Raw genomic sequence first — 23,959 nt, forward strand, 5'->3', positions numbered from 1 at the left:
ATACGTGATGGACAAGACAAGCAAGCAATGGTCCCTGGGCTGGCTGCTGGCCGGCCTGCTGGGCTGGTCTCCGGCCACGATGGCGCAGGACGGCGTGACGGTGGCCGATGTCAGCCGCCAGGCGTTTTCCCAGCCGCTGCCCGGCCTGGATGCGGCCGACAGGGAACGCTTCGCCCGCGGTCGCGGCCTGTTCCGCCAGGTCTGGGTCGTCTCCCCTTCGCTGGATGGCGAGGTGGATGGACTGGGCCCGCTGTACAACCGCCCCGCCTGCGGCTCCTGCCATCCGCTCAACGGACGCGGGCAGGCTCCCGACGGTCCCCGGCAGCGCCTGCGCTCGATGCTGGTACGGCTCTCCCTGCCCGGAGAGAACGACCACGGCGGCCCGCTGCCGCATCCCGACTATGGCGACCAGTTGAACGACACCGGCATTCCCGGCGTCCCGCCGGAAGGCCGCGCGGCGATCGCCTGGGAGGAGCTGCCGTTCCGCTTTCCCGACGGCGAATCCCTGATGCTGCGCCGTCCCCGCCTGGCCCTGGAGGAACTGGCCTACGGCCCGCTGGACGGCGTGCTCACCTCGCTGCGCATCGGCCCGCCGGTATTCGGCCTCGGCCTGCTGGAGGCGGTGCCGGAGGAAACCCTGCTGGAGATGACCGCGCGCCCGGTGGTGGACGGCATCCAGGGACGGGTCAACCGGGTCTGGAGCACCGAAACCGGAGACTGGCGGGTGGGACGCTTCGGCCTCAAGGCCAACGTCGCCAGCCTGCGCGAGCAAACTGCCTCGGCCATGGCCGGCGACCTGGGCATCACCTCGCGGCTATATCCCGACAAGACCTGCACGCCCGTGCAGGATGCCTGCCGGCAGACGGCCGAAGGTGGCCAGCCGGAACTGGACGACGCCCAGCTCGACGACCTGGTGTTCTACCAGGCGCACCTGGCCGTTCCGGCCCGGCGCCAGCGCGACGATCCCCAGGTGCAACGCGGCGAGGCGCAGTTCCTGGCGCTGGGTTGCGCCGCCTGCCACCGCCCGCAACTGCGTACCGGCGATCGGGCCACCTACCCGCTGCTGCGCAACCGGACCATCCACCCCTATACCGACCTGCTGCTGCACGACATGGGCGAAGGACTGGCGGACGGACGGCCGGACCATCGGGCCAACGGCCGCGAATGGCGTACCCCGCCGCTGTGGGGCATCGGCCTGGTGGAGAGCATCAGCCCGCCGGGGCATTTCCTTCACGACGGACGGGCGCGCAACTTCACCGAAGCCATCCTCTGGCACGCCGGTGAGGCCCTGGCAGCCCGCGAGCGCTTCGTCGCGTTGCCGGCGGAATCCCGGCAGGCGCTGCTGGCGTTCCTGAAATCGATTTGATCGTCACGGCCAACGGAACCCGGACGGTTCGCCTTCGCCTCGGTGAGTGCCCGAAGCCGGCAGGTTCCCGGGTCTTGGTTGTCGAGCGCATGGAACCGGGTGGGCGCAAGTATTCCGGGTGGCCCGTTGCGCGCTGTCGACAGAGGAACCGCCTTTTCCCGGAAAAGGCGCTGGAGTAAAAAAGAAAGGGTAGCCTTGGCTACCCTTCTTCGTTTCGTGCGAAGCGGCGTCGAACTCAGTGGCGGCCGTACTTCTTGCGCAGCTCGTTGATGGTGCGCAACTGGGCGGCAGCCTCCGCCAGACGGGCGGCGGCGGAGCTGTAGTCGAACTCCGCGCCCTTCTCGCTGAGCGCCTTCTGGGCGGCCTTGACGGCTTCCTGGGCGGCGACCTCGTCCAGATCCTTGGCGCGGGTCGCAGTGTCGGCGAGCACCTTCACCATGCTCGGCTGCACTTCGAGGAAGCCGCCGGAGATGTAGAAGATTTCCTCGTCGCCACCCTGCTTGATCACCCGCACCGGACCGGGCTTGAGATCGGTCAGCAGCGGCATGTGGCCCGGCAGGATACCGACGTCGCCCATGTTGGCATGGGCGATGACCATTTCCACCAGGCCCGAGAACAGCTCTTCTTCCGCGCTGACGATATCGCAATGGACTGACATAGCCATATTCATGCCTCGGTTAGCAGACGGCGCCACCGGGGTGGCGACCGCCTGGGCGAGCGCCCGCTAGCGGGCGCGCCAGGTTACAGTTTCTTGGCCTTCTCGATGGCTTCGTCGATGCCGCCGACCATGTAGAACGCCTGCTCCGGCAGGTGGTCGTAGTCGCCCTTGAGGATGCCGGCGAAGCCGCGGATGGTTTCCTTCAGCGAAACGTACTTGCCCGGGGAGCCGGTGAAGACTTCGGCCACGAAGAACGGCTGGGACAGGAAGCGCTGGATCTTGCGTGCGCGGGATACCAGTTGCTTGTCGGTTTCCGACAGTTCGTCCATACCCAGGATGGCGATGATGTCCTTCAGCTCCTTGTAGCGCTGCAGCACGTACTGGACGCCGCGGGCGGTGTCGTAGTGCTCCTGGCCGATCACCAGCGGATCCAACTGGCGGGAAGTGGAGTCCAGCGGGTCCACGGCCGGGTAGATACCCAGGGAGGCGATGTCGCGGGACAGTACCACGGTGGCGTCCAGGTGGGCGAAGGTGGTCGCCGGGGACGGGTCGGTCAGGTCGTCCGCGGGAACGTACACGGCCTGCACGGAGGTGATGGAGCCGGTCTTGGTGGAGGTGATGCGCTCCTGCAGGACGCCCATTTCCTCGGCCAGGGTCGGCTGGTAACCCACGGCGGACGGCATGCGGCCCAGCAGTGCGGACACCTCGGTACCGGCCAGGGTGTAACGGTAGATGTTGTCGACGAACAGCAGAACGTCGCGGCCTTCGTCACGGAACTTCTCGGCCATGGTCAGGCCGGTCAGGGCCACGCGCAGACGGTTGCCCGGCGGCTCGTTCATCTGGCCGTAGACCAAGGCAACCTTGTCCAGAACGTTGGAGTCCTTCATCTCGTGATAGAAGTCGTTGCCTTCACGAGTACGCTCACCCACGCCGGCGAACACGGAGTAACCGCTGTGCTCCATGGCGATGTTGCGGATCAGCTCCATCATGTTCACGGTCTTGCCCACGCCGGCGCCGCCGAACAGGCCCACCTTGCCGCCCTTGGCGAACGGGCAGACCAGGTCGATCACCTTGATGCCGGTTTCCAGCAGCTCGTTGCCGCCAGCCTGCTCCGCATAGGTCGGGGCCGCGCGGTGGATGGTCCAGCGCTCTTCCTCGCCGATGGGGCCCGCTTCGTCGATCGGGTTGCCCAGCACGTCCATGATCCGGCCCAGGGTGGCCTTGCCGACCGGCACGGCGATGCCGGCACCGGTGTTGTTCACGTTCAGGCCGCGCTTGAGGCCTTCGGTGGAACCCATGGCGATCGAACGAACGACGCCGTCGCCCAGTTGCTGCTGGACTTCCAGGGTGGTCTGCGCGCCTTCGACTTTCAGCGCGTCATAGACGTTCGGCACCTGATCGCGCGGGAATTCCACGTCGATAACGGCGCCGATGATTTGAACGATACGTCCGCTACTCATTACTTGGTTCCTCTAACCTTATGAACCGTTCTCAAACCGCGGCAGCGCCGCCGACGATTTCCGAAATTTCCTGGGTGATCGCCGCCTGACGGGCCTTGTTGTAGACCAGTTGCAGATCGCTGATCAGTTCGCCGGCGTTGTCGGTCGCATTCTTCATCGCGATCATCCGCGCCGCCTGCTCGGCCGCGCCGTTCTCCACCACGGCCTGGTAGACCTGCGACTCCATGTAGCGAACCAGCAGGGCGTCCAGCAGTTGCTGGGCATTGGGCTCGTACAGGTAGTCCCAGGTACCCTTCTGGACGCCTTCGTCGTCGCTTGCGGCCAGCGGCAACAACTGCTCGACGACGGGCTTCTGGGTCATAGTGTTGATGAACTTGTTCGACGCCAGGTACAGACGGTCCACACGGCCTTCGTGGAAGGCATCCAGCATCACCTTGATGCTGCCGATCAGACTGTTGATCGAGGGCTCTTCACCCAGGTTGCCGATCGCCGCGACCACATTGCCGCCGTAGCTGCGGAAGAAACTGGCCCCCTTGTTGCCGATCACGCAGAAGTCGGCTTCGACGCCCTTGTCGTGCCACTCCTTCATGCTCTTGATCAGGGCCTTGAACAGGTTGATGTTCAGGCCACCGCACAGACCGCGGTCGGTGGAGACGAGGATGTAACCGACGCGCTTGACCGGACGCTCGACCATGAACGGGTGCTTGTATTCCGGGTTGGCCTTGGCCAGATGGCCGATGACCTGACGGATCCGCTCCGCATAGGGGCGGCTGGCAGCCATGCGCAACTGGGCCTTGCGCATCTTGCTGACCGCCACCTTTTCCATGGCGCTGGTGATCTTCTGCGTGCTCTTGATGCTCGCAATCTTGCTGCGAATCTCTTTTGCGCCTGCCATTTGACACCTTTCGGGTTAGCAGGCGGGAGCCTTGCGGCTCCCGCTGCGGCTTACCAGGACTGGGTGGCCTTGAACTTCTCGATACCGGCCTTGAGGCCCGCGTCGATTTCGTCGTTGAAGTCACCCTTCTCGTTGATCTTCGCCAGCAGATCCGCCTTCTCACGCTGGAAGTAACCGATCAACGCCTGCTCGAAGGCGCCAACTTTGGCCACCGGGACATCCTGCAGGAAACCGCGCTCGGCGGCGTACAGGGAAACGGACATCTCGGCGATGGACATCGGCGCATACTGCTTCTGCTTCATCAGCTCGGTCACGCGCTGACCGTGCTCGAGCTGCTTGCGGGTAGCTTCGTCGAGGTCCGAAGCGAACTGGGCGAAGGCCGCCAGCTCGCGGTACTGGGCCAGAGCGGTACGGATACCGCCGGACAGCTTCTTGATGATCTTGGTCTGGGCCGCACCACCGACGCGGGACACCGAGATACCGGCGTTGACCGCCGGACGGATGCCCGAGTTGAACATGGCGGATTCCAGGAAGATCTGACCGTCGGTGATGGAAATCACGTTGGTCGGAACGAAGGCGGACACGTCGCCGGCCTGGGTCTCGATGATCGGCAGGGCGGTCAGCGAACCGGTCTGGCCCTTCACGGCGCCCTTGGTGAACTGCTCCACGTACTCCTCGGAAACGCGGGAAGCGCGCTCCAGCAGGCGGCTGTGGAGATAGAACACGTCGCCCGGGTAGGCTTCGCGACCCGGCGGACGGCGCAGCAGCAGGGAGATCTGGCGATAGGCCACGGCCTGCTTGGACAGATCGTCGTAAACGATCAGCGCGTCTTCGCCACGGTCGCGGAAGTATTCACCCATGGTGCAGCCGGCATAGGGTGCCAGGTACTGCAGGGCGGCGGATTCGGAAGCGGAAGCGGCCACCACGATGGTGTTGGCCAGGGCGCCGTGCTCTTCCAGCTTGCGCACCACGTTGGCGATGGTCGACTGTTTCTGGCCGACGGCAACGTAGACGCAGCGGATGCCGCTGTCCTTCTGGTTGATGATGGCGTCGACGGCCAGCGCGGTCTTGCCGATCTGGCGGTCGCCGATGATCAGTTCGCGCTGGCCGCGGCCGACCGGGATCATGGCGTCGACCGACTTGTAGCCGGTCTGCACCGGCTGGTCGACGGATTTACGCCAGATCACGCCCGGCGCCACCTTCTCGACCGCATCGGAGAGCTTGGCGCCGATCGGCCCCTTGCCATCGATCGGATTGCCCAGCGCGTCGACCACGCGGCCCAGCAGTTCCGGTCCGACCGGAACTTCCAGGATGCGGCCGGTGCACTTGGCGCTCATGCCTTCGCTCAGACCCAGGTAGCTGCCCAGAATCACGGCACCGACGGAGTCTTGCTCCAGGTTCAGCGCCATGCCGTAGATGCCGCCGGGGAACTCGATCATCTCGCCGTACATGACGTCGGCCAGACCGTAGATGCGAACGATACCGTCAGATACGCTGACGACGGTGCCCTCGTTGCGGGCTTGGGCAGTCACATCGCTGCTTGCGATGCGCTGCTTGATGATTTCACTAATCTCAGCAGGATTCAGTTGCTGCATGCCATGACCCTCAAATCAGGATTTCAACGATTCGGCCAACTGGCTCAGTTTGCCGCGGACCGAACCGTCGACAACCAGGTCGCCGGCGCGGATGACCAGGCCACCGATCAGAGCAGGATTCACTACCTGCCTGGGGTTGACGGAACGATCTAGCCGCTTCGACAGGGCGGCAGCCAAGGTCTCGAGTTGCTCGGCGGAAAGCTCGTAGGCCGTCTCGAGTTCGACGTCGATCGTTTTTTCGGCTTCTGCCTTGTATGCCTCGAACTGTTCGCGCACAGTCGGCAATACGAACAGGCGATCATGCTCGCCCAGATTGGCGATGAAGTTGCGGAACGCCTCATCGACGTCGTCGGCGAACAGACGCAGCACGGCCTCGACCTTGCTTTCGCGGGTCAGGCGCGGGTTGCGCAGCAGTTCGGCGACTTCGGGGGCTTCAACGACAGCGGCAGCCAGGCCCAACATGCCCGACCAGGCGTCGCTGCCATTGGCCGCGCTGGCATACTCGAAAGCGGCTTTTGCGTAAGGCCGAGCAAGCGTCTGGTTATTGATCATCGCTTGCCTCGCTTAGAGTTGGGAGGCCAGTTTTTCGACCAGCTTGTTGTGTGCCTTGGTGTCCACTTTGGACTCCAGGATCTTCTCCGCACCCAGGATGGCCAGAGCCGCCACCTGTTTGCGCAGTTCTTCCCTGGCACGGTTCACTTCCTGCTCGATCTCGGCCTTGGCCCCGGCAATCAGTCGCTCGCCTTCGCTCTGCGCCTGCTGCTTGGCGTCTTCGATGATCGCATTGGCCTGCTTGTTTGCCTGCTCGATGATCTGGGTAGCCTGCTCGCGGGATTCACGCAGGGTGTTGGAAACCTTTTCCTGGGCCAACTTCAGATCCTGCTGGGCACGGCCTGCAGCATCCAGGCCCTCGGCGATTTTCTTCTGGCGTTCCTGCATGGCCTGAGTGAGTGGCGGCCAAACATACTTCATGCAGAACCAGACGAAAATAGCGAAGGCGATCGTTTGACCGAATAGCGTCAAATTTATATTCACAGCGATTTACCTCGTGCTATCTCGTTCGGCGCGTTTGCCATTTCCGGGACGAGGGGGCTCGCCGGGCGAACCCCTTCTTAAACCGGGAAATGCTTAAGCAGCAGAGGGAGCAACAACGAAGATGAGGTACATCGCGATACCAACGCCGATCATCGGAACGGCGTCGAGCAGACCGGCCATCAGGAAGGTCTTGGTTTGCAGCTGGGGAGCCAGCTCGGGTTGACGAGCGGTGGATTCCAGCAGCTTGCCACCCAGCAGGGCGAAGCCGATACCGGTGCTCAGTGCACCCAGACCGATCATGATGGAGGCGGCGATGATGACAAGTTCCATGTAAAGCTCCTGAAGCTAAGGGTAGGTTGGTTTGGGGGAAGCGTTATTGCCGGTCAATGGTGGTCTTCATGGGCGGCGCTCAGGTAGACGATGGTCAGCACCATGAAGATGAATGCCTGAAGCGGGATCACCAGGATGTGGAAGATCGCCCAGGGCAGGTTCAGGGTCCACTGCGCCCAGAACGGCAGCAGGGCGATAAGGATGAACACCACTTCACCGGCATACATGTTGCCGAACAGACGCAGAGCCAGGGTCAGCGGCTTGGTCAGCAGACCCAGGATTTCGAGGAACAGGTTGAACGGAATCAACGCCCAATGATTGAACGGGGTCAGCGAGAGTTCCTTGGCGAATCCCCCGATCCCCTTGACCTTGATGCTGTAGTAGATGATCAGCAGGAAGACGCCGATGGAGATGCCGAAGGTGCCGTTCGGGTCGGCGGTCGGCACGATCTTGAAGTAGGGCACGCCGAACAGGTGGGCCAGCCCGGGGATGAAGTCGACCGGAATCCACTTCAGGCTGTTCATCAGGAATACCCAGACGAAGATGGTCAGAGCCAGGGGAGCGATCAGCGGGTTGCGACCGTGGAAAGTGTCGCGGACCATGCCTTCGACGAACTCGATGCACATCTCGGCAATATTCTGCAGCGGACCCGGCACCTTGGTGGTGGCGCTGAGGGCGGCCTTGCGGAACAGCCACAGGAACAGCACGCCCATCGCGATCGACCAGCCGAGAGTGTCGAGATGGATGGACCAGAAGCCCATCTCCCTGGCCTCTTCCGCCGTCTTGGCGATGGTCCAGCCCCTTTCCGGGAGGGACCCCAGGACCAGGTTTTGCAGGTGGTGCTGTATATATTCGACTGGAGTGTTCGCCATAAACGCCTCAAATGCTCAATGCTTCGGTTTGTTCCTCATCAGCAGGAGTGCACTCGCTCCGACACCGAGCACCAGCAGGTAGCCGCCGAACAGCGCCAGCGGTTCGAGAGGCCGCACCCCCACAAACACCAGCGCGAAGAGCGCCGCTGTCAGAATCATTTTTCCCATCTCACCGGACCAGAGGGACTGGACCACGGCCCTGGCCGAACGCGCGCCGAAATAGCGAAAGGCCCTATGGGCGAAATACAGGTTGGCCAGCCAGGCGATCAGGCTCCCGAGCAGGGCCGAATACCCTGCGACCAACCCCAAAAACACACCGCACGCAAAGGCCGTGGCAAGTCCGCTCAGGGCCTGCACGACCAGTACACGAAACACGGGAAGGCGATGGAAAGGTGTCCGGTTACGTATGTTCACACAATCCCCGTCGCCATGGCGGAGCGTTCAACGAGCTTACCGCTATCAAAATGCGCGGCGAGTATAGGGGTGCATCCAAGTCGGTTCAACCTTCGGGTAGTCTTTTCCGATCGCCCGCTACACGCCGGAATATCAGCGGATGTGGGCCAGAACCCCCTGAAGTTCGTCCAGCGAGTTGTAGCGGATCACAAGTTGGCCCTTGCCTTTCTGGCTGTGCCTGATCTGCACCGGTGAGCCCAAACGCTCCGCCAGCCGCTGTTCCAGACGGGTTATGTCCGGATCGACCGTAGGGGTTTTCTCCGCCTGCGGTTGCTCGTTCAGCCACTGGCGCACCAGCGCCTCGGTTTGCCGGACCGTCAATCCGTGTGCGACAACATGACGCGCGCCTTCCACCTGCCGTTCGGCGGGAAGGCCGAGCAACGCACGGGCGTGGCCCATTTCCAGATCGCCATGTGCCAGCAGGGTCTTGATCTCCTCCGGCAGGGAAATCAGCCGCAGCAGATTGCTGACGCTGACCCGCGACTTGCCCACCGCATCGGCGACCTGCTGCTGGGTCAGTTGGAACTCCTGCTGCAGGCGCTGCAGGGCGAGGGCTTCCTCGAGCGGATTGAGGTTCTCGCGCTGGATGTTCTCGATCAGCGCCATGGCGATGGCGGCCTCGTCCGGCACGTCGCGGACGATGGCCGGAATCTTCTTCAGACCGGCCTGCTGGCTGGCCCGCCAGCGCCGTTCGCCGGCGATGATCTCGTAGCGCTGGCCATCGAGCGGCCGCACCACGATCGGCTGCATCACCCCTTGCGCCTGGATCGATTGCGCCAGTTCCTCCAGAGCCACCGGGTCCATGTCGCGGCGCGGCTGGTACTTGCCGCGCTGGATCGACTCCAGCGGCAGATGCTGCAGTTCATGGCCATCGACCTGCTGCTGCTCGATTTCCTTCTGCAGGGTGGCCACGCCGCCACCGGTACCGCCCAGCAGGGCATCCAGCCCGCGACCCAGGCCTCGTTTCTTGATTGCCATGGAAGCTCCTTATGCTCTGACGCCGCGCGCAGCCTTGCGCTGGCGGCGCGACAGCTCGCTGGCCAGCGCCAGATAAGCCTGGGCACCCTTGGATTGCTTGTCGTAGACCAGCGCCGGCATGCCGTGGCTGGGCGCCTCGGCCAGGCGCACGTTGCGCGGGATGACGGTTTCGTAGAGCTTGTCGCCGAAGTGTGCCTGGAGTTGCTCGGACACTTCGTTGGTCAGGCTGATGCGCGGATCGTACATGGTGCGCAGCAGGCCCTCGATCTGCAGGTTCGGATTGAGCGCCTGACCGATGCGCTGGATCGAGTTGACCAGATCGCTCAACCCTTCCAGTGCGTAGTATTCGCACTGCATGGGGATGATCACCCCGTCGGAGGCGGCCAGGGCATTGACGGTCAGCATGGACAGCGAGGGTGGGCAGTCGATCAGGATGTAGTCGTAGTTCTCGCGGATCGGCGCCAGGGCCTCGCGCAGGCGATGCTCCTTGCCCGGCTTGTCGAGCAGGACGACCTCTGCCGCGGTGAGATCTCGGTTGGCCGGCAGCAGTTGGTAGCCGCCGTGCTCGGAGAAGTGCATGGCCTCGGCGAAACTGCAGTCGCCGGTCAGCACGTCGTAAACCGAATGCTCCAGGTTCAGCTTGTCCACACCGCTGCCGGTGGTGGCGTTGCCCTGCGGATCGAGGTCGATCAGCAGCACGCGTCGGCGCGTGGCGACCAGCGAAGCGGCCAGGTTGATGCAAGTGGTGGTCTTGGCCACGCCGCCCTTCTGGTTGGCGATGGCGAGTACTTTAGCCATGGTCAGCGTCTGTCCGGATCATGGAGTGCGGCGCAGTATCAGCAGATGGCGCTGACCCTGACAACCGGGAACCCTGAGCTCATAGGTGCGTTCCAGTCGAAAATCGTTCGGCAGGGCCTGCAGCTCGTCGTCCGGCTGCACTCCCTTCATCGCCAGCCAGCGGGTTTCACTGTCGCCGAGATGACGGGTCCAGCCGGCGAAATCCGCCAGCGAACTGAACGCCCGCGAGCAGATGCCGGAGAACGGCTGCGCGGGTTTGAACGCCTCGACCCGACTGTGAACGACTTCCAGGTTTTGCAATTGCAGTTCCAGTTTCACCTGGGTGAGAAAACGGGTCTTCTTGCCATTGGAATCCAGCAGGGTGAAACGCCGTCCGGGAAACAGAATGGCCAGCGGAACCCCCGGCATGCCGCCGCCGCTGCCGACGTCCAGCCAGTCGTCCCCGGCTTCGGCGATCTGCGGCGTCACGCTGAGGCTATCGAGCAGATGGCGCGAGACCATCTCGTCCGGATCGCGCACGGCGGTGAGATTGTAGGCCTTGTTCCACTTGATCAACAGCGCCAGGTAGGCGAGCAGTTGTTCGCGTTGGCGCTCGGACAGTTCGATGCCCAGTTCGCGGGCGCCACGCGCCAGTTCCTCGGCGTGGCGGGCGGTGACCGCGGACATCAGGCGCTCTGCTCCAGGTTGCGGCCGGCATCGCGCTTCTTCAGATGAATCAACAGCAGGGAAATCGCCGCCGGGGTGACCCCCGGAATCCGCGACGCCTGACCGAGCGTCTGCGGGCGGCCCTGACCGAGCTTGTGCTGGATCTCCTTGGACAGTCCGGAAATCGACGCATAGTCCAGATTCTCCGGCAGACGGACGCTTTCGCTGGCACGCAGGCGAGCGATCTCGTCCTGCTGGCGGTCGATGTAGCCTGCGTACTTGGTCTTGATCTCCACCTGCTCGGCGACCTGCTCGTCCTCGGCGCCGCCACCGGTCAACTCGACCAGGCTGGCGTAATCGACTTCCGGCCGGGCCAGCAGGTTGAGCAGGTTGTACTCGCGGGCCAGCGGACTGCCGAAACGCGCGGCGACCGCCTTGCCCTGCGGCGTGCCGGGGCGCACCCAGGTGGTCTTCAGACGCTGTTCCTCGCGCTCGATACCCTCGCGCTTGGCGCAGAACGCCGCCCAGCGGGCGTCGTCGACCAGGCCCAGCTCACGGCCCTGCTCGGTCAGGCGCAGGTCGGCGTTGTCCTCGCGCAGGATCAGCCGGTATTCGGCGCGCGAGGTGAACATGCGGTACGGCTCCTGGGTACCGAGGGTGATCAGGTCGTCGACCAGTACGCCGAGGTAGGCCTCGTCGCGGCGCGGACACCAGGCTTCGCGGCCCTGGGCGCGCAGCGCGGCGTTGGCGCCGGCGAGCAGCCCCTGGGCGCCGGCTTCTTCATAGCCGGTGGTGCCATTGATCTGCCCGGCGAAGAACAGACCGCCGATCACCTTGGTTTCCAGCGAGTACTTGAGATCGCGCGGATCGAAGAAGTCGTACTCGATGGCGTAGCCCGGACGGACGATATGGGCGTTCTCCAGACCACGGATGGAACGGACGATCTCGAGCTGCACGTCGAACGGCAGCGAGGTGGAGATGCCGTTCGGATAGACCTCATGGGTCGACAGGCCTTCCGGCTCCAGAAACACCTGGTGGCTGTCCTTGTCGGCGAAGCGGTGGATCTTGTCCTCGATCGACGGGCAGTAACGCGGGCCGATGCCCTCGATCACGCCCGAATACATCGGCGAGCGGTCCAGGTTGGCGGCAATGATCTGGTGAGTGCGCGCATTGGTGTGGGTGATCCAGCAACTGACCTGCCGCGGATGCTGCTCGCGCGAACCGAGGAAGGACATCACCGGCACGGGCGTGTCGCCCGGTTGTTCGGTCATCGCCGAGAAATCGATGGAACGGCCGTCGATGCGTGGCGGCGTGCCGGTCTTCAGCCGCCCGACACGCAGCGGCAGCTCGCGCAGGCGGCGGGCCAGCGCCTGCGATGGCGGATCGCCGGCGCGGCCGCCCGAATAGTTTTCCAGACCGATGTGGATAAGTCCGCCGAGGAAGGTACCGGCGGTGAGCACCACGTTGTCGGCGCGGAATTTCAGTCCCATCTGGGTGACCACGCCGCGCACCTGCTCGCCCTCGACGATCAGGTCGTCGGCGGACTGCTGGAAGATCCACAGGTTCGGCTGGTTTTCCAGGATGCGGCGGATCTCCGCCTTGTACAGGGCGCGGTCGGCCTGGGCGCGCGTAGCGCGCACCGCCGGTCCCTTGCGACTGTTGAGCACGCGGAACTGGATGCCGGCCACGTCGGTGGCCCGGGCCATGGCCCCGCCGAGCGCATCGATCTCCTTGACCAGATGGCTCTTGCCGATACCTCCGATGGCCGGGTTGCAGCTCATGTGCCCGAGGGTTTCCACATTGTGGGAGAGCAGCAGGGTCTTCACGCCCATGCGCGCAGCCGCGAGCGCGGCTTCGGTACCGGCATGGCCGCCGCCGATCACGATCACGTCAAAACGGGAAGGGAAGTCCACCACGCACCTCGTGCCTGTTCGCAGGGGAAAAGGAAGGGCGGCAAGTATAGAGAGTTAGGCGGAACGAATGAAGGTCATGCACAAAAAATAGCCAGCATGCCTTTTCGTGTCGATTCGCGGGCCTCTACAGAGATAAACAGGATGAAATCTTTAAAAAGCTTGTTCTTGTGTTTATGTATGAGGTGCATGGCTTCTGTGGATAACTGATGGGAAGCTGTTTCCCATCGGCTTTCGCGGTCAGGACAAGGTTGTGGTGATCCTGCCTGTGGATATTGGGTAGGCTGTCGGCCTCCTGTGCATGGATTCGAATGTTATCAACAGGACGAGTTATCTACATGTCCGTCCTGGGTTTATCGACGGAGCTCAATGAGAGTTTTCCACAGGGCTGAATTGACGTTCTGCTGGACGCTGCCAAGCACCTTGTTAGGCGAAGGCTGGACGGGCATGTTGATAACGGTACGGGGACTGGGCCGCATCGTTGAGTGGGGTGGGGGGGGGAATGGAGATGGGCAGGGCGGTGAGGATCTGGCCTGGATTGTCGATGGTTTCAGCGGCACGATGCGCTTGGTTTCGATATCGCCGGCGTCGTAGTGTTCGATTGGCGCACGAACCACGTGGTCCAGCGTTCGTAATATCAACAAGGTCTGCGATGAGCGAGTACCAGTACTACAAAATTCGCGACCATAGACCGGCCGCGCTGACTCACACCGAGATGGCCGAACTGCGTGCCGTGTCGGCCCGCTCCGTTATCACGCCCGCCATATCGTCCCGCCGCACGGCTGGATCGAGAGCAAGCCATCACCGCGATGCTCCGCTTCGATACCGGCATAGACCGCTTTCGGCAAGACGGTCACCACCGCCGCTCTGATCGCCCGGCGTGGCATCGACACGCTGGTACATCGCACCGAACTGCTCAGGCACTGACAGGAATGGCTGCAGGCCTTTCTGTTCATGCATCCGCAACACCGCCGTCAGGCCGGCCAGAGCCCCGCAACTGCTGGAAGTCGTTTCGCGTACGCAGCTCCCTGACGGTGCCGCCATCTACGGCGGCTCGCCAGTAACCGGGTCCACACGGTGGCCATCACCGAAGAGATCGTGTGGCCGATCGCGTCCAGGAAACAGCGGGCCGGTGTGACCGCCGAATTGGATGCGCTGGATGCCGACGCCCCGCAGGTATTGCTGGCCACCGGCAGACTGGTCGGCGAGGGATTCATACCTTGCTGCAGGCGGTGCCCATCTCGTGGAAAGGCACGCTGCAGCAATATGCCGGCTGCCTGCACTGCGAGCAGACAGGTAAGACCCATGTCCGCATCGTCGATTTCATCGACACGCACCATCCGTCTCTGCTGCGCATGCGGGAGCGGCGGCAGCACAGCTATCAAACGATGGGTCATCGACTGGGCGTCAGCGGAGCATTGGATGCTGCAGCCGCGATAGCCACCAGGAAACGCGCAGGCTCACGGCAGCCGGGAAAACCTGTCCGCCGTCTGCTGCAGCCAGGCCAGCTCGTTCGCCCATTGGCGGCGCTCGGCGGCTGCGTGCTCGAACAGGGCACCAGTCTTTTCCAGGACCAGCGTGTAGGGCCGGCCACTGCGCCGGGTCTCATGCCGCACGGGCAGTTCGTGGCGGTCGATGAGCTGGTGGATGACCTGTCGCTTGGGCTGGGCCAGCGGCCACTCCAGACGCTGTTCCGTCGCCGCTCTCAGGAACCGCGCCAGGGTTTCGCCCAGCTCGCCGGCGCAGTCCGCCGGTGGTGGGATCGACCAGTCGTCGACGGCGCGTTCGGGCTGTGCCAATCGCGTGGCGAGTGTTTGCACGCAATGCGCATGCACGGGCGCAAGGCTGAGCGCATCAGGCGCATCCAGCCCGGTAGCGTGCAACACGCCGAGCGGCACCTGCAATGGAAGCTCGGTCGACAACAAGGTATCGATGATCCGGCGCTGCAGGTCGGGCCGCCGGGCGTCACGACAGCCGCGGATCAGCGCCAGCAGGGCCGGACTGGTGTCCGCCAACGTCCGTATCCGGGTTGTCCCGCTGGTACGCGCTTGCACCTGTCCGATGTGCGCCTGTAGCCAGGTCCAGCGCTCTTCCAGCAGAACGGCGGCCAGTGCCGGGCCATCCACGGCCTCCGCCGCACTCCAGGTATGGATCAATTCCGGCAGCGTTTGCGTCAGCCAGGCCAACTGGCTATCGAGCGTCTGGTAGAGCGTTGCCCAGTGACGCAGGCGCTCGCTGCACCAGGCCAGCCCCCGGCGATCGAGCAGGCGCACGAGCCATGGGGCCATGTCGGGCGTCAGTTGCTGCAGGGAAAACGGCGCAAGCAGCACGGCGGCGGTGTCCGCATCGTCGAGTGCAGCGGCAACGGACAAGGTGGCATAGAGCAGGGCGGCGCCATCCGCTCCGGCCACGGCCTGGTTCCAGAAAGGCAGAAGGCGCCGCGCCCACTCCAGCGCCTGTACCGGGTCCCCGGCTTCGAGCCGGCCGGCGATCTCCGCGATGGCCCAGTGCGACGACTGCCGGGCGCGGATGACGAAGGCGCGTTCGCGCGGCCACATCACCACGGCCGCACGGTGATACCAGCGATCGACGGTGTTGCCGTAGTTGCCCATGTAGCCTTCGTACTCGGACCGGAACGGTGTGCAATCGGTCGAGGGTCGGGTGAAACATAGTTCGCCGGCGGCGACGCCATTGGCGTCCGATGCCAGCTCACTGCCATCGGGAGCGATCCAGTGGCGCAGTTCGATGTCGCTGTCGAGCAGTTCTCCCAATGCCGGATCATCGTTCGGATCGTCGTCGGGCACTTCTTCGTCGTCCTCCGCGTAGTCCCAATGGCTGCAGTCCTGGTAATCATCCTCGGCCGACCAGGTTTCGTGCACGTCGGCCAGGACCAGGAAGATCTCCGCATCCAACCGTTCCGCCACGCGCCGCAGCGCCACGGCGCGGGCCGCGTCGGCGCCCTTGAGCCGTGCCCAGGACAGACCGCTTTGCGTGTACTGGTGATCGAGCAGGTAGACCAGGCGGTCCGGCGGTTCACCTGCGACGTCGCCCGGCCAGCGCGGCAGTGCCGGGGTCTGCCAGAAGGTGTGTACGGCATCAGCCAGGGCGGCGATGTCCTGCGCCGGCACTTCGGTGGTCTGCACGCCGCCCTGCGCGATCAGGTTGTAGGTCAGCACGACACGGTAACCCTGCTTCACCGGACGGACTTCGTGATGGCAATCGGCATAGAACGCGACCATGCCCAGCCGGTTGGCCGAGCCGCGGGCGCGCAGCGTCCGGCCCTGGTGCGAAACGACGAATTCGCCGCCGGTGAAACGCGACGGCAGGGTGACGACCAGCGTGCCCAGCATGCCGTCGACCTTCTCCGAATCTTGGTGCACGGCGAAGAACTGGCCCGGCGCATACACCAGCAGGTTGTGCAGTTCGGCCTTGAAGCGGCCACCGGGCGGCAATCCCAGGTCGCGTCCGATCCGGTCCAGCGCACGTTCAAGCACGGATTGCCATTTCGGAGAATCGAAGCGGACATGGCTGGCCGGGATCTCCCAGGTATCGCGCACGCGCGGATCGAGCCGCGTCTGGTCCTTGTAGCCATGATGCGCCGGCTGCGCCGCCGCGCACAGCCGGTGCGCACAGCCGGTGCGCCGTGTGGATCGTCACTGGCAGCGGTACGCTGCCGACGCCTTCGACGTGCAACTGCGGATCGGCTTCGATGGCAAATCGCGTCGCGAAAGCGCCGCTCGCGCCGAGGGCAGCGAGCCGTTGGGAGATGGACTGGACGGGAGCGCTCATCGGGGCATTCCTTGATATGTCACGGGTTGCGGATGACGCTGTTCGGGGGAGGAAGCTTCCGGACATGGACGTCCGTCCGCTATCCCGCCGAATCCGGGTGGATGTATTGATTCTCTCCTATCCTGGCAAACTGCAGCAACAATGCGGGTTGGCGCGTTGCCGTATTGAATGCTGCGCACATGATGATGCCTTGGCACACTGGCACTGCAATGACCTGCCGGCGGGTATGAACACCGGAACCCTGGCGCAGGGCAGCAAGCGCCACATGGAGCATTGCCATGCTTTCAATGCCGTCCCCATACGGTTGCCTCGATAGCGCAGGTTCCTGCAAGCGCTGATCCGGTTCGCCGGACGGAACCATCCCAGGCACACCCCAGGCTCGTTCGGTGTGCAGCCCTACCCATGGGCAGAGCCTTTCTCATCTTCGGCGTGGGTCATCCCGCCATCTTTGCCGCCAGGCGCCATTTGGCGCTTTGCCGTCCAAGGCTGTCGTTGCGGGTCGCCTGACTTGGCACGACATGCCCACATCTTTTCCATCACTCCACAGGAGGCATCCATCCCAGCACATCGCGTTGTCGTCCCATGCAATTCCTCCACCTGGTCTTCCTACAGGAAGCACGGCGGATGCCTCATTTGAGGCCACAGGTGAACTGAGCACCTTGCCCTTGCCCTTCGGGGATCTCGCCTTGGCGAGTTGGCACAAACACTGACCCCTGTATCTCAGCCCCAATAACCGACAACCGATGGAGGGACGCTTCGATGGACGACCTGACCTATACCCTGCGACAACTCCGCCTGCGCAACCGCGACGGCAGCCATGCCACTCAGGCCGACCTGCAGCGCTCGCTGAGCATGGCCGCACGCCAACTGCGCGAGGCAGGCTTCCGCCAAATGCTCGCCACCTCGTTGAAGGGCAAGCATGTCGATGCCTTGCTGCAACGCTGGCAAGCCGAAGGACTGTCGGCCGGTACGTTGAAGAACCGTATGGCGCATCTGCGCTGGTGGGCCGAGAAAGTTGGCAAGGCAGGCATCTTGCCGGCGGATAACACCAAACTGGGCATTCCAGAGCGGCGCTATGTGACCAATGAAAGCAAGGCTAGAGAATTGCGCGACAGGTTGGACCGCATCACTGACCCTCATGTCCGCATGAGTCTGCGTTTGCAGGCTGCCTTCGGCTTGCGGCGGGAAGAGTCCATCAAGTTCCAGCCCCGCTATGCTGACCGTGGCGACCATATCGCCATCAAGGGTTCGTGGGCCAAGGGTGGACGTGATCGGACGGTGCCAATCACGATGCCGGAACAGCGTGCGGTGCTGGATGATGTTCATCGCCTGGCAGGCCTGGGATCTCTGATTCCATCGCACAAGACTTACATCCAGCAGCGGCATGTCTACGACGGGCAGTGCAAGGCGGCGGGGTTGAGCAATATGCATGGGCTGAGGCATCGGTATGCGCAGATGCGGTATGAGGTATTGACGGGATGGAAGGCGCCGGCTGCTGGCGGGCAACAGCAGGAAATGCTGTCCGCCAATCAGCAGTTGCAAGACCTGCAAGCACGACAAGGGATCAGCCGGGAACTTGGGCACGAACGGACGTCGATCACCGCAATCTACCTGGGGCGATGACGTCCGACGCTTGAGTTCAGGCTGGGCTGCCTCCTTCCGCAGTGTCCTTGACTTCAAACCGCAGGTAGTCGGACAGGCGTTTGTCTTCAGTGACTTCATCATGGGGAACCACGAGGTAGCGCCAGGACTTACCGCCGACTTCAGCCGCATGTTCACTGGCGTGCCGACACCATCGAGAGGCGGCAGCGCTCTTGGCCTGGACTTCAGCGGAAGCCAGATCGACACGCGCTTTGGTTTCGACCATCAGGATCATTCCATCCAACTCGGCCACGAAGTCGGGGATGTATTCCGGCTGTTCGCTGCCCAGCTTGTAGTAGATCTGGAACTGGCCCTTGGCAGGCTTGAACCATTTGAGGGCGTCACGTTCCAGCAGCAAGGCAAAACGCCGTTCGGTGTCCGAGTCGAACTTCTGCAAGGGGTACAGGCAACGGGTGAACCCACCGAACAGCATCTGTTTGATACGGCTGGTTTCCGTAACGGTTTCCCTCAGGTTATGGGCCGTCTGCCCCTCCGTAGCGGTGTAGTTACATGGTTTCAGCTCGGTGAAGCCTCTGCTGACCTGAACCTCATAGCCCGCGGCTTTTTCCCAGAAGTGCTCCATCATCTGGGCACGAATCAGGCGGGCGAGCTCCTTGCCGTAGGTATCGAAAATCTCGTGCAGTTCACTGTCCGCATAGTTCTGCTGCTGGTAATGCTCGGCAGCCTGTCCGGCGAGGTCGTAGAGCAAGTCGGCCTGCGTGAAGTAGTCGATGTCGTCGAAGTCGATCAGCTTCTTGACGATGTAATCTTCAAAGCGGTTTTCCCGCAGGCCACTTTCACGGTTCAGGGTGAATTGTTCGCTGGTACGCAATGTCTGGCCGACGATCTCGCGCTGCCCTGGCTGGAAGTTGGGCAAGGCCCCCAGGCGGAACGGATGAAAGCCTGTGGTGACTTCGCCGGTAGGCACAACGGCGATACGCGGAATGTCGATGGTCTGCTGAACCAGAATTTCAGTGGTCTTGGCCACGACGGCGGACAGATCCAGCGCTGGCACCTGGTCGTCGGCGCCTTGCAGCAATTGCCCCTGTTGGGGGTTCAGGCGCTTTTCCACTTCTGCCAGAATCTCTTGCTGGATTTCCGGCTTCAGCAATGCCGCACTGGTCGGTGCCAAGTCACGTTTCACCTCATAGGTGGCAAGGACTTCCCGTACGACATGGGCCGCCTTGAATTCTGCTTCGGTCGAAAAGACTGGCTGAGTTTGTGCGTTGACTTGTTCGCCACCAACCTCAGTACCGGCATCCACCGTTGCCAACGCAGGCGGGACATGTGGCGCATGCTCGTCGTGCAGACCAAGTTGGGTCAGCAGATTGGGCAGCACTTGAACGCTGACCTTTTTGTCCTCGCTACTGGGCGCTTCCAGGATCACTTGCTTGAGACGGATCGGCGAATCGCCACGGTTGGCCTCGTCGATGATCTCCTGGAACTTGTCGTGCGCCACGATGTTGAGGCGATCCACCGCAGCCACGCCCGTACGCTTGCCATAAGGCAGGCGCAGGCCACGCCCGATGGATTGCTCGATCAACGTGCGTGCATTGGCGGCACGTAGCGGCACGATGGTGTAGAGGTTGGTGACGTCCCAGCCTTCCTTGAGCATGTTGACGTGGATAACGATCTCGGTGGGTTCTTCCGGATTCTCCACATTCAACAACGCCTCGATCATCTTCTCTTCCTCGGCTCCGGTGCGGCTGGAGTCCACCTGAATGACCTTGCCCTGGTAGCGCGCTTCAAAGAATGCTGAGGACTCGATCAATGCCTTCAACTGCCCGGCATGCGTCGTATCGCGCGCGATCACCAGGATGAAGGGTTTGACAACCTTGACGCCGTTCTCGCGGGCATAGGTCAATAGCTCGACCTTGGTGGCTTCGTGCAGGCGAACGCCGTCCTCCAGCTTGATCTTCTCGATTTCTTCCGAAGCGTGGTTGCTGGCCTTGAAGTTGCGTTGGGTGACGACGGCCGGTTCTTTGACGAAGCCATCTTCCATGGCGCGCGCCAAGGGATAGTCCATCACCACATTCTTGAAAGGTATGGGGGCCTTGGCGGATTCCACAAAGGGCGTGGCCGTCACCTCCAATCCGAACAGCGGGTGCAATTCGTTGATCGCCCGCATACCGGCCTGGGCACGATAGCGGTGTGATTCGTCCATCAACAACACCAGGTCCGGCAGGTTGGCCAGGTGGTTGAAGTAGCTTTCGCCCAGCACCTCGCGCATGCGCTTGATGCGTGGCTCCTTGCCGCCGCGCACCTCGGAATTGATCTTGGAGATATTGAAGATGTTGATCCGCACCTCGCCGAACAACTCGCCACCCGCGACGTTTTGCTGGTCGTAGTTGTCGCCGGTGATGACCCTGGGCGCGTTGATGGCGAACTCCCCGATGCCCTTGAACACGTACTTGGGCGTGTTCGGCGTGAAATCGGCAATCAACTTGTTATAGATGGTGAGATTCGGCGCCAGCACGAAGAAATTATTGATGCCGTGTGCCAGATGCAGGTAGGCGACAAAAGCCCCCATCAAGCGCGTCTTGCCGACTCCGGTAGCCAAGGCGAAGCACAGCGAAGGGAAGTCCCGCTCGAAGTCCTCCAGCATCGGAAATTCGGCTTTCAGGGTCGCCAGAATCGAGGCAACGTCCCTATCCTTGCCCAGCATTTCCGGCGCGCTTTCCAGCGCGCGTACCAGCCGTGCCAGGGATTCGGCTTGCGGCGGCCGCAGCGACAGGCGGCCAGTGACGTGATTCTTAACACGTGAACTCATGCTTTCCCCTCATTCTTGTTCTGGTCGCTGCCCTGGCTAGGGTGATCAACCTCAAGCTGCTTCAACATCCGGTCGAAATCGCTCTCGAACAGCCTGTCCTGCACGATGCGGTATTTCTCGAATTCGCTTTCGGCGTGTAATTTCGCCTGTTCATGCGAAATCTTTCCCGGCCCGGTCAATATCTCGTTGCCGTTGAATTCCAGGAAACCATCCAGTCGTCTGGCCCAGTCCTGCATGGACATAGGGATTTTTCGAATCGCTTGCAGCTCCGCAAATTCCAGATAGATCGAAACGATCCGTTCCAGATAATCCAGCTCCTGTGTATTCAGGTAGTTCTTGGCCACCGAAACATCCGACTTGACGATCTTTCCATGAGGTGCGGCTTCCCAGTGCGTCAGCCCCATATTTGTCTTGTCTGCATCGGCACGTGCCACGATCAGTTCTGCGGCAGTGTGACGATGCACTGCCCAGTGCAGCTTGTTCTGTACCAGCGCGAAAAATGCCCGCGTGGTCTGTGCATCCCTATCGTAATCGAAGGCAGTCGCGTACAGATCCGTGATCTTCTGGTAGAACTTGCGTTCCGACAGGCGAATTTCACGGATGTATTCCAACTGACGATCGAAATACTCATCCGTGAACATATGCCCTTTCTTCAGGCGATCCACGTCCATGGCCCAGCCCTGGATGGTGTAGTCCTTGACGATTTGCCCCGCCCACTTGCGGAACTGCACAGCACGCTCGTTGTTGATCTTGAAGCCAACAGCGATGATGGCCTGGAGGTTGTAATGCTTGGCGCGGTAGTTCTTTCCATCGCTAGCAGTTATTAAGTAATCCTTAATAACTGCCTCCGGCAGCAACTCACCATCATCGAACACGCGCTTCAGATGCTGATTGATGGCAGGCACAGTGACATCGTAAAGCGCTGCCATCATCTTCTGCGTCAGCCAGATGTTTTCATCTTCATAGCGCATTTCCACGGACTGCGGTTGGTCGCCTGTGGCAGCGATGTAAGTTAGATACTCCGCAGCCGAGGAACGAGCGAGGGGACCTGCCTGTTTCTTCTTCGTCATCAGGCGTCCCCTCCATCGCCAAACATGTCCGTCGTCCGACTATCGCTGGACTTTCTGCCGGACTTGGCTGCCTTCGCAGCAGGTGCTGGCGGCGACGACTCGGCCAGCGGCAGGTTCGCCACATTCAGGCTGTAGTCGTCATGGCCCCATTCGCAACGGGCCAGTACCATCTTCGGAATCTTTTTCAACGTCAGGTTCGGCCAGCGCGCAGCGGCCGCTGCTGCGCTGATACCGTGGAAGGCCGAGCAGCACACCAGCAGGCTTTGTTCGGTGCCCACTTCATCCGACAAAGCCTGCAACTGGGCGGCAGACAGGTTTTTCGTGGTGATGTAGAGAAAGTCCCGTTCACTGGAATGTCCCTGCTGCCACCAGCGGGTTTCCGATGGCGCATAGGCAAAACCTTCCAACTTGCACAATGCCTCGGCCAATTGAGCGGCGTTATATTCCGGGTTGATGACCGGATTGCCCCAGCGATCCTCCACGATCAGGCTAGGGGCGAGACGGTAGTAGCGGAAGCCACCGCCACCTTGCCAGTCCACTGCCTTGGTGATGCCGCCCGGGTCTTCGCCGTCGATGACCTTTTTCAGACGTGGAATAATGTGGGTATGGCAGTGCTCGCCGAGTTCGACCATGATCCAGCGGCGGCCCATTTTGTGGGCAACTGCGCCGGTGGTGCCGGAACCGGCGAATGAGTCAAGGACTAGGTCGCCGGGACTGGTGGCAATATTCAATACTCGCTCTATGAGGCGCTCAGGTTTGGGCGTATCGAAGGAGCTATCTCCTGGAAAAAGGAGCCGCATTTCATTCTTGGATGTACGGTTGCTTCCAACATCCTCTTTGGACCATAAGGTTCTTGGGACAAGATCCCCTACCTCAGAAAGATATCGTTTAATGCTTGGTCGAGCAGATCCATTTGGCCCCCACCAAATTCTGCCATCGGTGTTTAACTCTTGAAGTTTTTCCTCTGAAATACGCCAATATCTTCCAGGAGGTGGTGAGAAATCCCTCCCTGTAGGCCCAGTAACTGTGTATTGGCCTTTGGAGTACGGCTTGTTTGCGTAGGGGTCGCCGGGAAGCCAAGGGCCACGTGGATCGTTATCTGGGTTCGAATATATGGAGTTGGCTTGTTCCGTGCGTTGAAGTTTTTTAGGAATCCAATCAGGGTTCTTGGAAAAAATTAAAATATGGTCATGATCGGTCGAAAATTGACGGGCAGAATTCCTAGGTGAATCCGCTTTCTCCCAAATCAAATTACTAACAAAGTTATTTCTTCCAAATACTTCGTCGCATAGCACCTTGAGATAATGACATTCATTATCGTCAATGGTGATCCATAATGAACCATCGTCCGACAATAGCCGCTTGATGATCTCCAGTCGATCCCGCATTAGTCCCAGCCAGATGGAGTGCTCCAACCCGTCGTCATAATGCGTGAAGGCACTCCCAGTGTTGTAAGGCGGGTCAATAAAAACGCACTTTACCTTTCCAGAAAACTCCTGCTCCAGCGCCTTCAACGCCAGCAGGTTATCTCCGAAAATCAGCTGATTATCAAAGAAGTCGTTCTCTGAAACACGCTGCTTGGCATGGTAAGATTTTTCGGGATCTTCAAGTAGGATGCGCGGCTCTAGCTTGGGCCGCTTATCCTTTCCAACCCATGTGAGTTCGAGTTTTTGTTTACTCATGGTCACGCCGCC

The 23,959-nt window shown here is 61.8% G+C and carries 21 protein-coding genes; 2 read left to right on the forward strand and 19 right to left on the reverse strand.

Annotated features, from left to right (window positions below; all coding sequences use genetic code 11):
- Positions 1 to 7 precede the first annotated feature (7 nt).
- A complete protein-coding gene (locus AVCA_RS23795) occupies positions 8 to 1,366 on the forward strand; it encodes a di-heme oxidoreductase family protein (protein ID WP_012703642.1) in 1,359 nt (452 codons plus the stop codon).
- Positions 1,367 to 1,601: 235 nt separating this feature from the next.
- Here AVCA_RS23795 and AVCA_RS23800 read toward each other — a convergent pair whose 3' ends face one another.
- The 16 genes from AVCA_RS23800 to AVCA_RS26570 all read right to left on the reverse strand — a co-directional run bounded on the left by AVCA_RS23800 (position 1,602) and on the right by AVCA_RS26570 (position 16,784).
- Positions 1,602 to 2,030 (reverse strand): F0F1 ATP synthase subunit epsilon, encoded by a 429-nt coding sequence (locus tag AVCA_RS23800; protein ID WP_041807471.1) that lies wholly within the window; start codon positions 2,028 to 2,030, stop codon positions 1,602 to 1,604.
- Positions 2,031 to 2,107: 77 nt separating this feature from the next.
- Positions 2,108 to 3,484: a F0F1 ATP synthase subunit beta gene (atpD, locus tag AVCA_RS23805; protein ID WP_015589517.1), complete on the reverse strand. Its 1,377-nt coding sequence runs from the start codon at positions 3,482 to 3,484 to the stop codon at positions 2,108 to 2,110.
- Between the two features lie 31 nt (positions 3,485 to 3,515).
- Entirely contained in the window at positions 3,516 to 4,379 is an 864-nt protein-coding gene (gene atpG, locus AVCA_RS23810) for a F0F1 ATP synthase subunit gamma (protein ID WP_012703645.1), read from the reverse strand.
- 50 nt (positions 4,380 to 4,429) lie between these two features.
- Positions 4,430 to 5,974, reverse strand: coding sequence for a F0F1 ATP synthase subunit alpha (gene atpA, locus AVCA_RS23815; protein ID WP_012703646.1), 1,545 nt, complete (start codon positions 5,972 to 5,974; stop codon positions 4,430 to 4,432).
- 15 nt (positions 5,975 to 5,989) lie between these two features.
- Positions 5,990 to 6,526 (reverse strand): F0F1 ATP synthase subunit delta, encoded by a 537-nt coding sequence (locus AVCA_RS23820; protein ID WP_012703647.1) that lies wholly within the window; start codon positions 6,524 to 6,526, stop codon positions 5,990 to 5,992.
- A gap of 12 nt (positions 6,527 to 6,538) precedes the next feature.
- A complete protein-coding gene (locus AVCA_RS23825; protein ID WP_041807474.1) occupies positions 6,539 to 7,009 on the reverse strand; it encodes a F0F1 ATP synthase subunit B in 471 nt (156 codons plus the stop codon).
- 93 nt (positions 7,010 to 7,102) lie between these two features.
- Positions 7,103 to 7,339 carry a F0F1 ATP synthase subunit C gene (atpE, locus tag AVCA_RS23830; RefSeq protein WP_012703649.1) on the reverse strand — a complete coding sequence of 79 codons (237 nt, stop codon included), beginning with the start codon at positions 7,337 to 7,339 and terminating at the stop codon, positions 7,103 to 7,105.
- 53 nt (positions 7,340 to 7,392) lie between these two features.
- A complete protein-coding gene (gene atpB, locus AVCA_RS23835) occupies positions 7,393 to 8,211 on the reverse strand; it encodes a F0F1 ATP synthase subunit A (protein WP_012703650.1) in 819 nt (272 codons plus the stop codon).
- Between the two features lie 15 nt (positions 8,212 to 8,226).
- A complete protein-coding gene (locus tag AVCA_RS23840; RefSeq protein WP_072432491.1) occupies positions 8,227 to 8,625 on the reverse strand; it encodes a F0F1 ATP synthase subunit I in 399 nt (132 codons plus the stop codon).
- Positions 8,626 to 8,757: 132 nt separating this feature from the next.
- Positions 8,758 to 9,642 carry a ParB/RepB/Spo0J family partition protein gene (locus AVCA_RS23845; RefSeq protein ID WP_012703652.1) on the reverse strand — a complete coding sequence of 295 codons (885 nt, stop codon included), beginning with the start codon at positions 9,640 to 9,642 and terminating at the stop codon, positions 8,758 to 8,760.
- A gap of 9 nt (positions 9,643 to 9,651) precedes the next feature.
- Positions 9,652 to 10,440 carry a ParA family protein gene (locus AVCA_RS23850; protein WP_012703653.1) on the reverse strand — a complete coding sequence of 263 codons (789 nt, stop codon included), beginning with the start codon at positions 10,438 to 10,440 and terminating at the stop codon, positions 9,652 to 9,654.
- 18 nt (positions 10,441 to 10,458) lie between these two features.
- A complete protein-coding gene (rsmG, locus tag AVCA_RS23855) occupies positions 10,459 to 11,106 on the reverse strand; it encodes a 16S rRNA (guanine(527)-N(7))-methyltransferase RsmG (protein WP_012703654.1) in 648 nt (215 codons plus the stop codon).
- Positions 11,106 to 12,998, reverse strand: coding sequence for a tRNA uridine-5-carboxymethylaminomethyl(34) synthesis enzyme MnmG (gene mnmG / locus AVCA_RS23860; protein WP_041807476.1), 1,893 nt, complete (start codon positions 12,996 to 12,998; stop codon positions 11,106 to 11,108). Before mnmG ends, rsmG begins: the two co-directional genes overlap by 1 nt.
- A 971-nt stretch (positions 12,999 to 13,969) precedes the next feature.
- Positions 13,970 to 14,335: a hypothetical protein gene (locus AVCA_RS26565; protein ID WP_175555881.1), complete on the reverse strand. Its 366-nt coding sequence runs from the start codon at positions 14,333 to 14,335 to the stop codon at positions 13,970 to 13,972.
- A gap of 120 nt (positions 14,336 to 14,455) precedes the next feature.
- The gene (locus AVCA_RS23870; RefSeq protein WP_236616317.1) at positions 14,456 to 16,489 is read right to left on the reverse strand and encodes a 2OG-Fe(II) oxygenase; all 2,034 of its coding nucleotides are present in this window, start codon (positions 16,487 to 16,489) and stop codon (positions 14,456 to 14,458) included.
- Positions 16,482 to 16,784: a hypothetical protein gene (locus tag AVCA_RS26570; protein ID WP_187149018.1), complete on the reverse strand. Its 303-nt coding sequence runs from the start codon at positions 16,782 to 16,784 to the stop codon at positions 16,482 to 16,484. The genes AVCA_RS23870 and AVCA_RS26570 overlap by 8 nt, the downstream gene beginning before the upstream one ends.
- A gap of 759 nt (positions 16,785 to 17,543) precedes the next feature.
- Here AVCA_RS26570 and AVCA_RS23875 point away from each other — a divergent pair.
- A complete protein-coding gene (locus AVCA_RS23875) occupies positions 17,544 to 18,407 on the forward strand; it encodes a phage integrase N-terminal domain-containing protein (RefSeq protein WP_012703657.1) in 864 nt (287 codons plus the stop codon).
- A 16-nt stretch (positions 18,408 to 18,423) separates the two neighbouring features.
- Here AVCA_RS23875 and AVCA_RS23880 read toward each other — a convergent pair whose 3' ends face one another.
- From AVCA_RS23880 to AVCA_RS23890, 3 genes are read right to left on the reverse strand one after another with little or no spacing between them, the layout of a single operon-like run.
- Positions 18,424 to 21,195 (reverse strand): DEAD/DEAH box helicase, encoded by a 2,772-nt coding sequence (locus tag AVCA_RS23880; RefSeq protein ID WP_012703658.1) that lies wholly within the window; start codon positions 21,193 to 21,195, stop codon positions 18,424 to 18,426.
- Entirely contained in the window at positions 21,192 to 22,265 is a 1,074-nt protein-coding gene (locus AVCA_RS23885) for a virulence RhuM family protein (protein ID WP_012703659.1), read from the reverse strand. Before AVCA_RS23885 ends, AVCA_RS23880 begins: the two co-directional genes overlap by 4 nt.
- Positions 22,265 to 23,947, reverse strand: coding sequence for a site-specific DNA-methyltransferase (locus AVCA_RS23890; RefSeq protein WP_012703660.1), 1,683 nt, complete (start codon positions 23,945 to 23,947; stop codon positions 22,265 to 22,267). Before AVCA_RS23890 ends, AVCA_RS23885 begins: the two co-directional genes overlap by 1 nt.
- Between the last annotated feature and the right edge of the window lie 12 nt (positions 23,948 to 23,959).

This window comes from Azotobacter vinelandii CA, assembly GCF_000380335.1.
In the GTDB taxonomy this organism is placed as follows: Bacteria; Pseudomonadota; Gammaproteobacteria; order Pseudomonadales; family Pseudomonadaceae; genus Azotobacter; species Azotobacter vinelandii.

Bases quoted from the DNA above. Each gene is read 5' to 3' on its own strand.
- AVCA_RS23795 (WP_012703642.1), top strand. From the start codon at position 8: ATGGACAAGACAAGCAAGCAATGGTCCCTGGGCTGGCTGCTGGCCGGC.
- AVCA_RS23800 (WP_041807471.1), bottom strand. From the start codon at position 2,030: ATGGCTATGTCAGTCCATTGCGATATCGTCAGCGCGGAAGAAGAGCTG.
- atpD (WP_015589517.1), bottom strand. From the start codon at position 3,484: ATGAGTAGCGGACGTATCGTTCAAATCATCGGCGCCGTTATCGACGTG.
- atpG (WP_012703645.1), bottom strand. From the start codon at position 4,379: ATGGCAGGCGCAAAAGAGATTCGCAGCAAGATTGCGAGCATCAAGAGC.
- atpA (WP_012703646.1), bottom strand. From the start codon at position 5,974: ATGCAGCAACTGAATCCTGCTGAGATTAGTGAAATCATCAAGCAGCGC.
- AVCA_RS23820 (WP_012703647.1), bottom strand. From the start codon at position 6,526: ATGATCAATAACCAGACGCTTGCTCGGCCTTACGCAAAAGCCGCTTTC.
- atpE (WP_012703649.1), bottom strand. From the start codon at position 7,339: ATGGAACTTGTCATCATCGCCGCCTCCATCATGATCGGTCTGGGTGCA.
- atpB (WP_012703650.1), bottom strand. From the start codon at position 8,211: ATGGCGAACACTCCAGTCGAATATATACAGCACCACCTGCAAAACCTG.
- AVCA_RS23845 (WP_012703652.1), bottom strand. From the start codon at position 9,642: ATGGCAATCAAGAAACGAGGCCTGGGTCGCGGGCTGGATGCCCTGCTG.
- AVCA_RS23850 (WP_012703653.1), bottom strand. From the start codon at position 10,440: ATGGCTAAAGTACTCGCCATCGCCAACCAGAAGGGCGGCGTGGCCAAG.
- rsmG (WP_012703654.1), bottom strand. From the start codon at position 11,106: ATGTCCGCGGTCACCGCCCGCCACGCCGAGGAACTGGCGCGTGGCGCC.
- AVCA_RS26565 (WP_175555881.1), bottom strand. From the start codon at position 14,335: ATGGTGCGTGTCGATGAAATCGACGATGCGGACATGGGTCTTACCTGT.
- AVCA_RS26570 (WP_187149018.1), bottom strand. From the start codon at position 16,784: ATGAGCGCTCCCGTCCAGTCCATCTCCCAACGGCTCGCTGCCCTCGGC.
- AVCA_RS23875 (WP_012703657.1), top strand. From the start codon at position 17,544: ATGGACGACCTGACCTATACCCTGCGACAACTCCGCCTGCGCAACCGC.
- AVCA_RS23880 (WP_012703658.1), bottom strand. From the start codon at position 21,195: ATGAGTTCACGTGTTAAGAATCACGTCACTGGCCGCCTGTCGCTGCGG.
- AVCA_RS23885 (WP_012703659.1), bottom strand. From the start codon at position 22,265: ATGACGAAGAAGAAACAGGCAGGTCCCCTCGCTCGTTCCTCGGCTGCG.
- AVCA_RS23890 (WP_012703660.1), bottom strand. From the start codon at position 23,947: ATGAGTAAACAAAAACTCGAACTCACATGGGTTGGAAAGGATAAGCGG.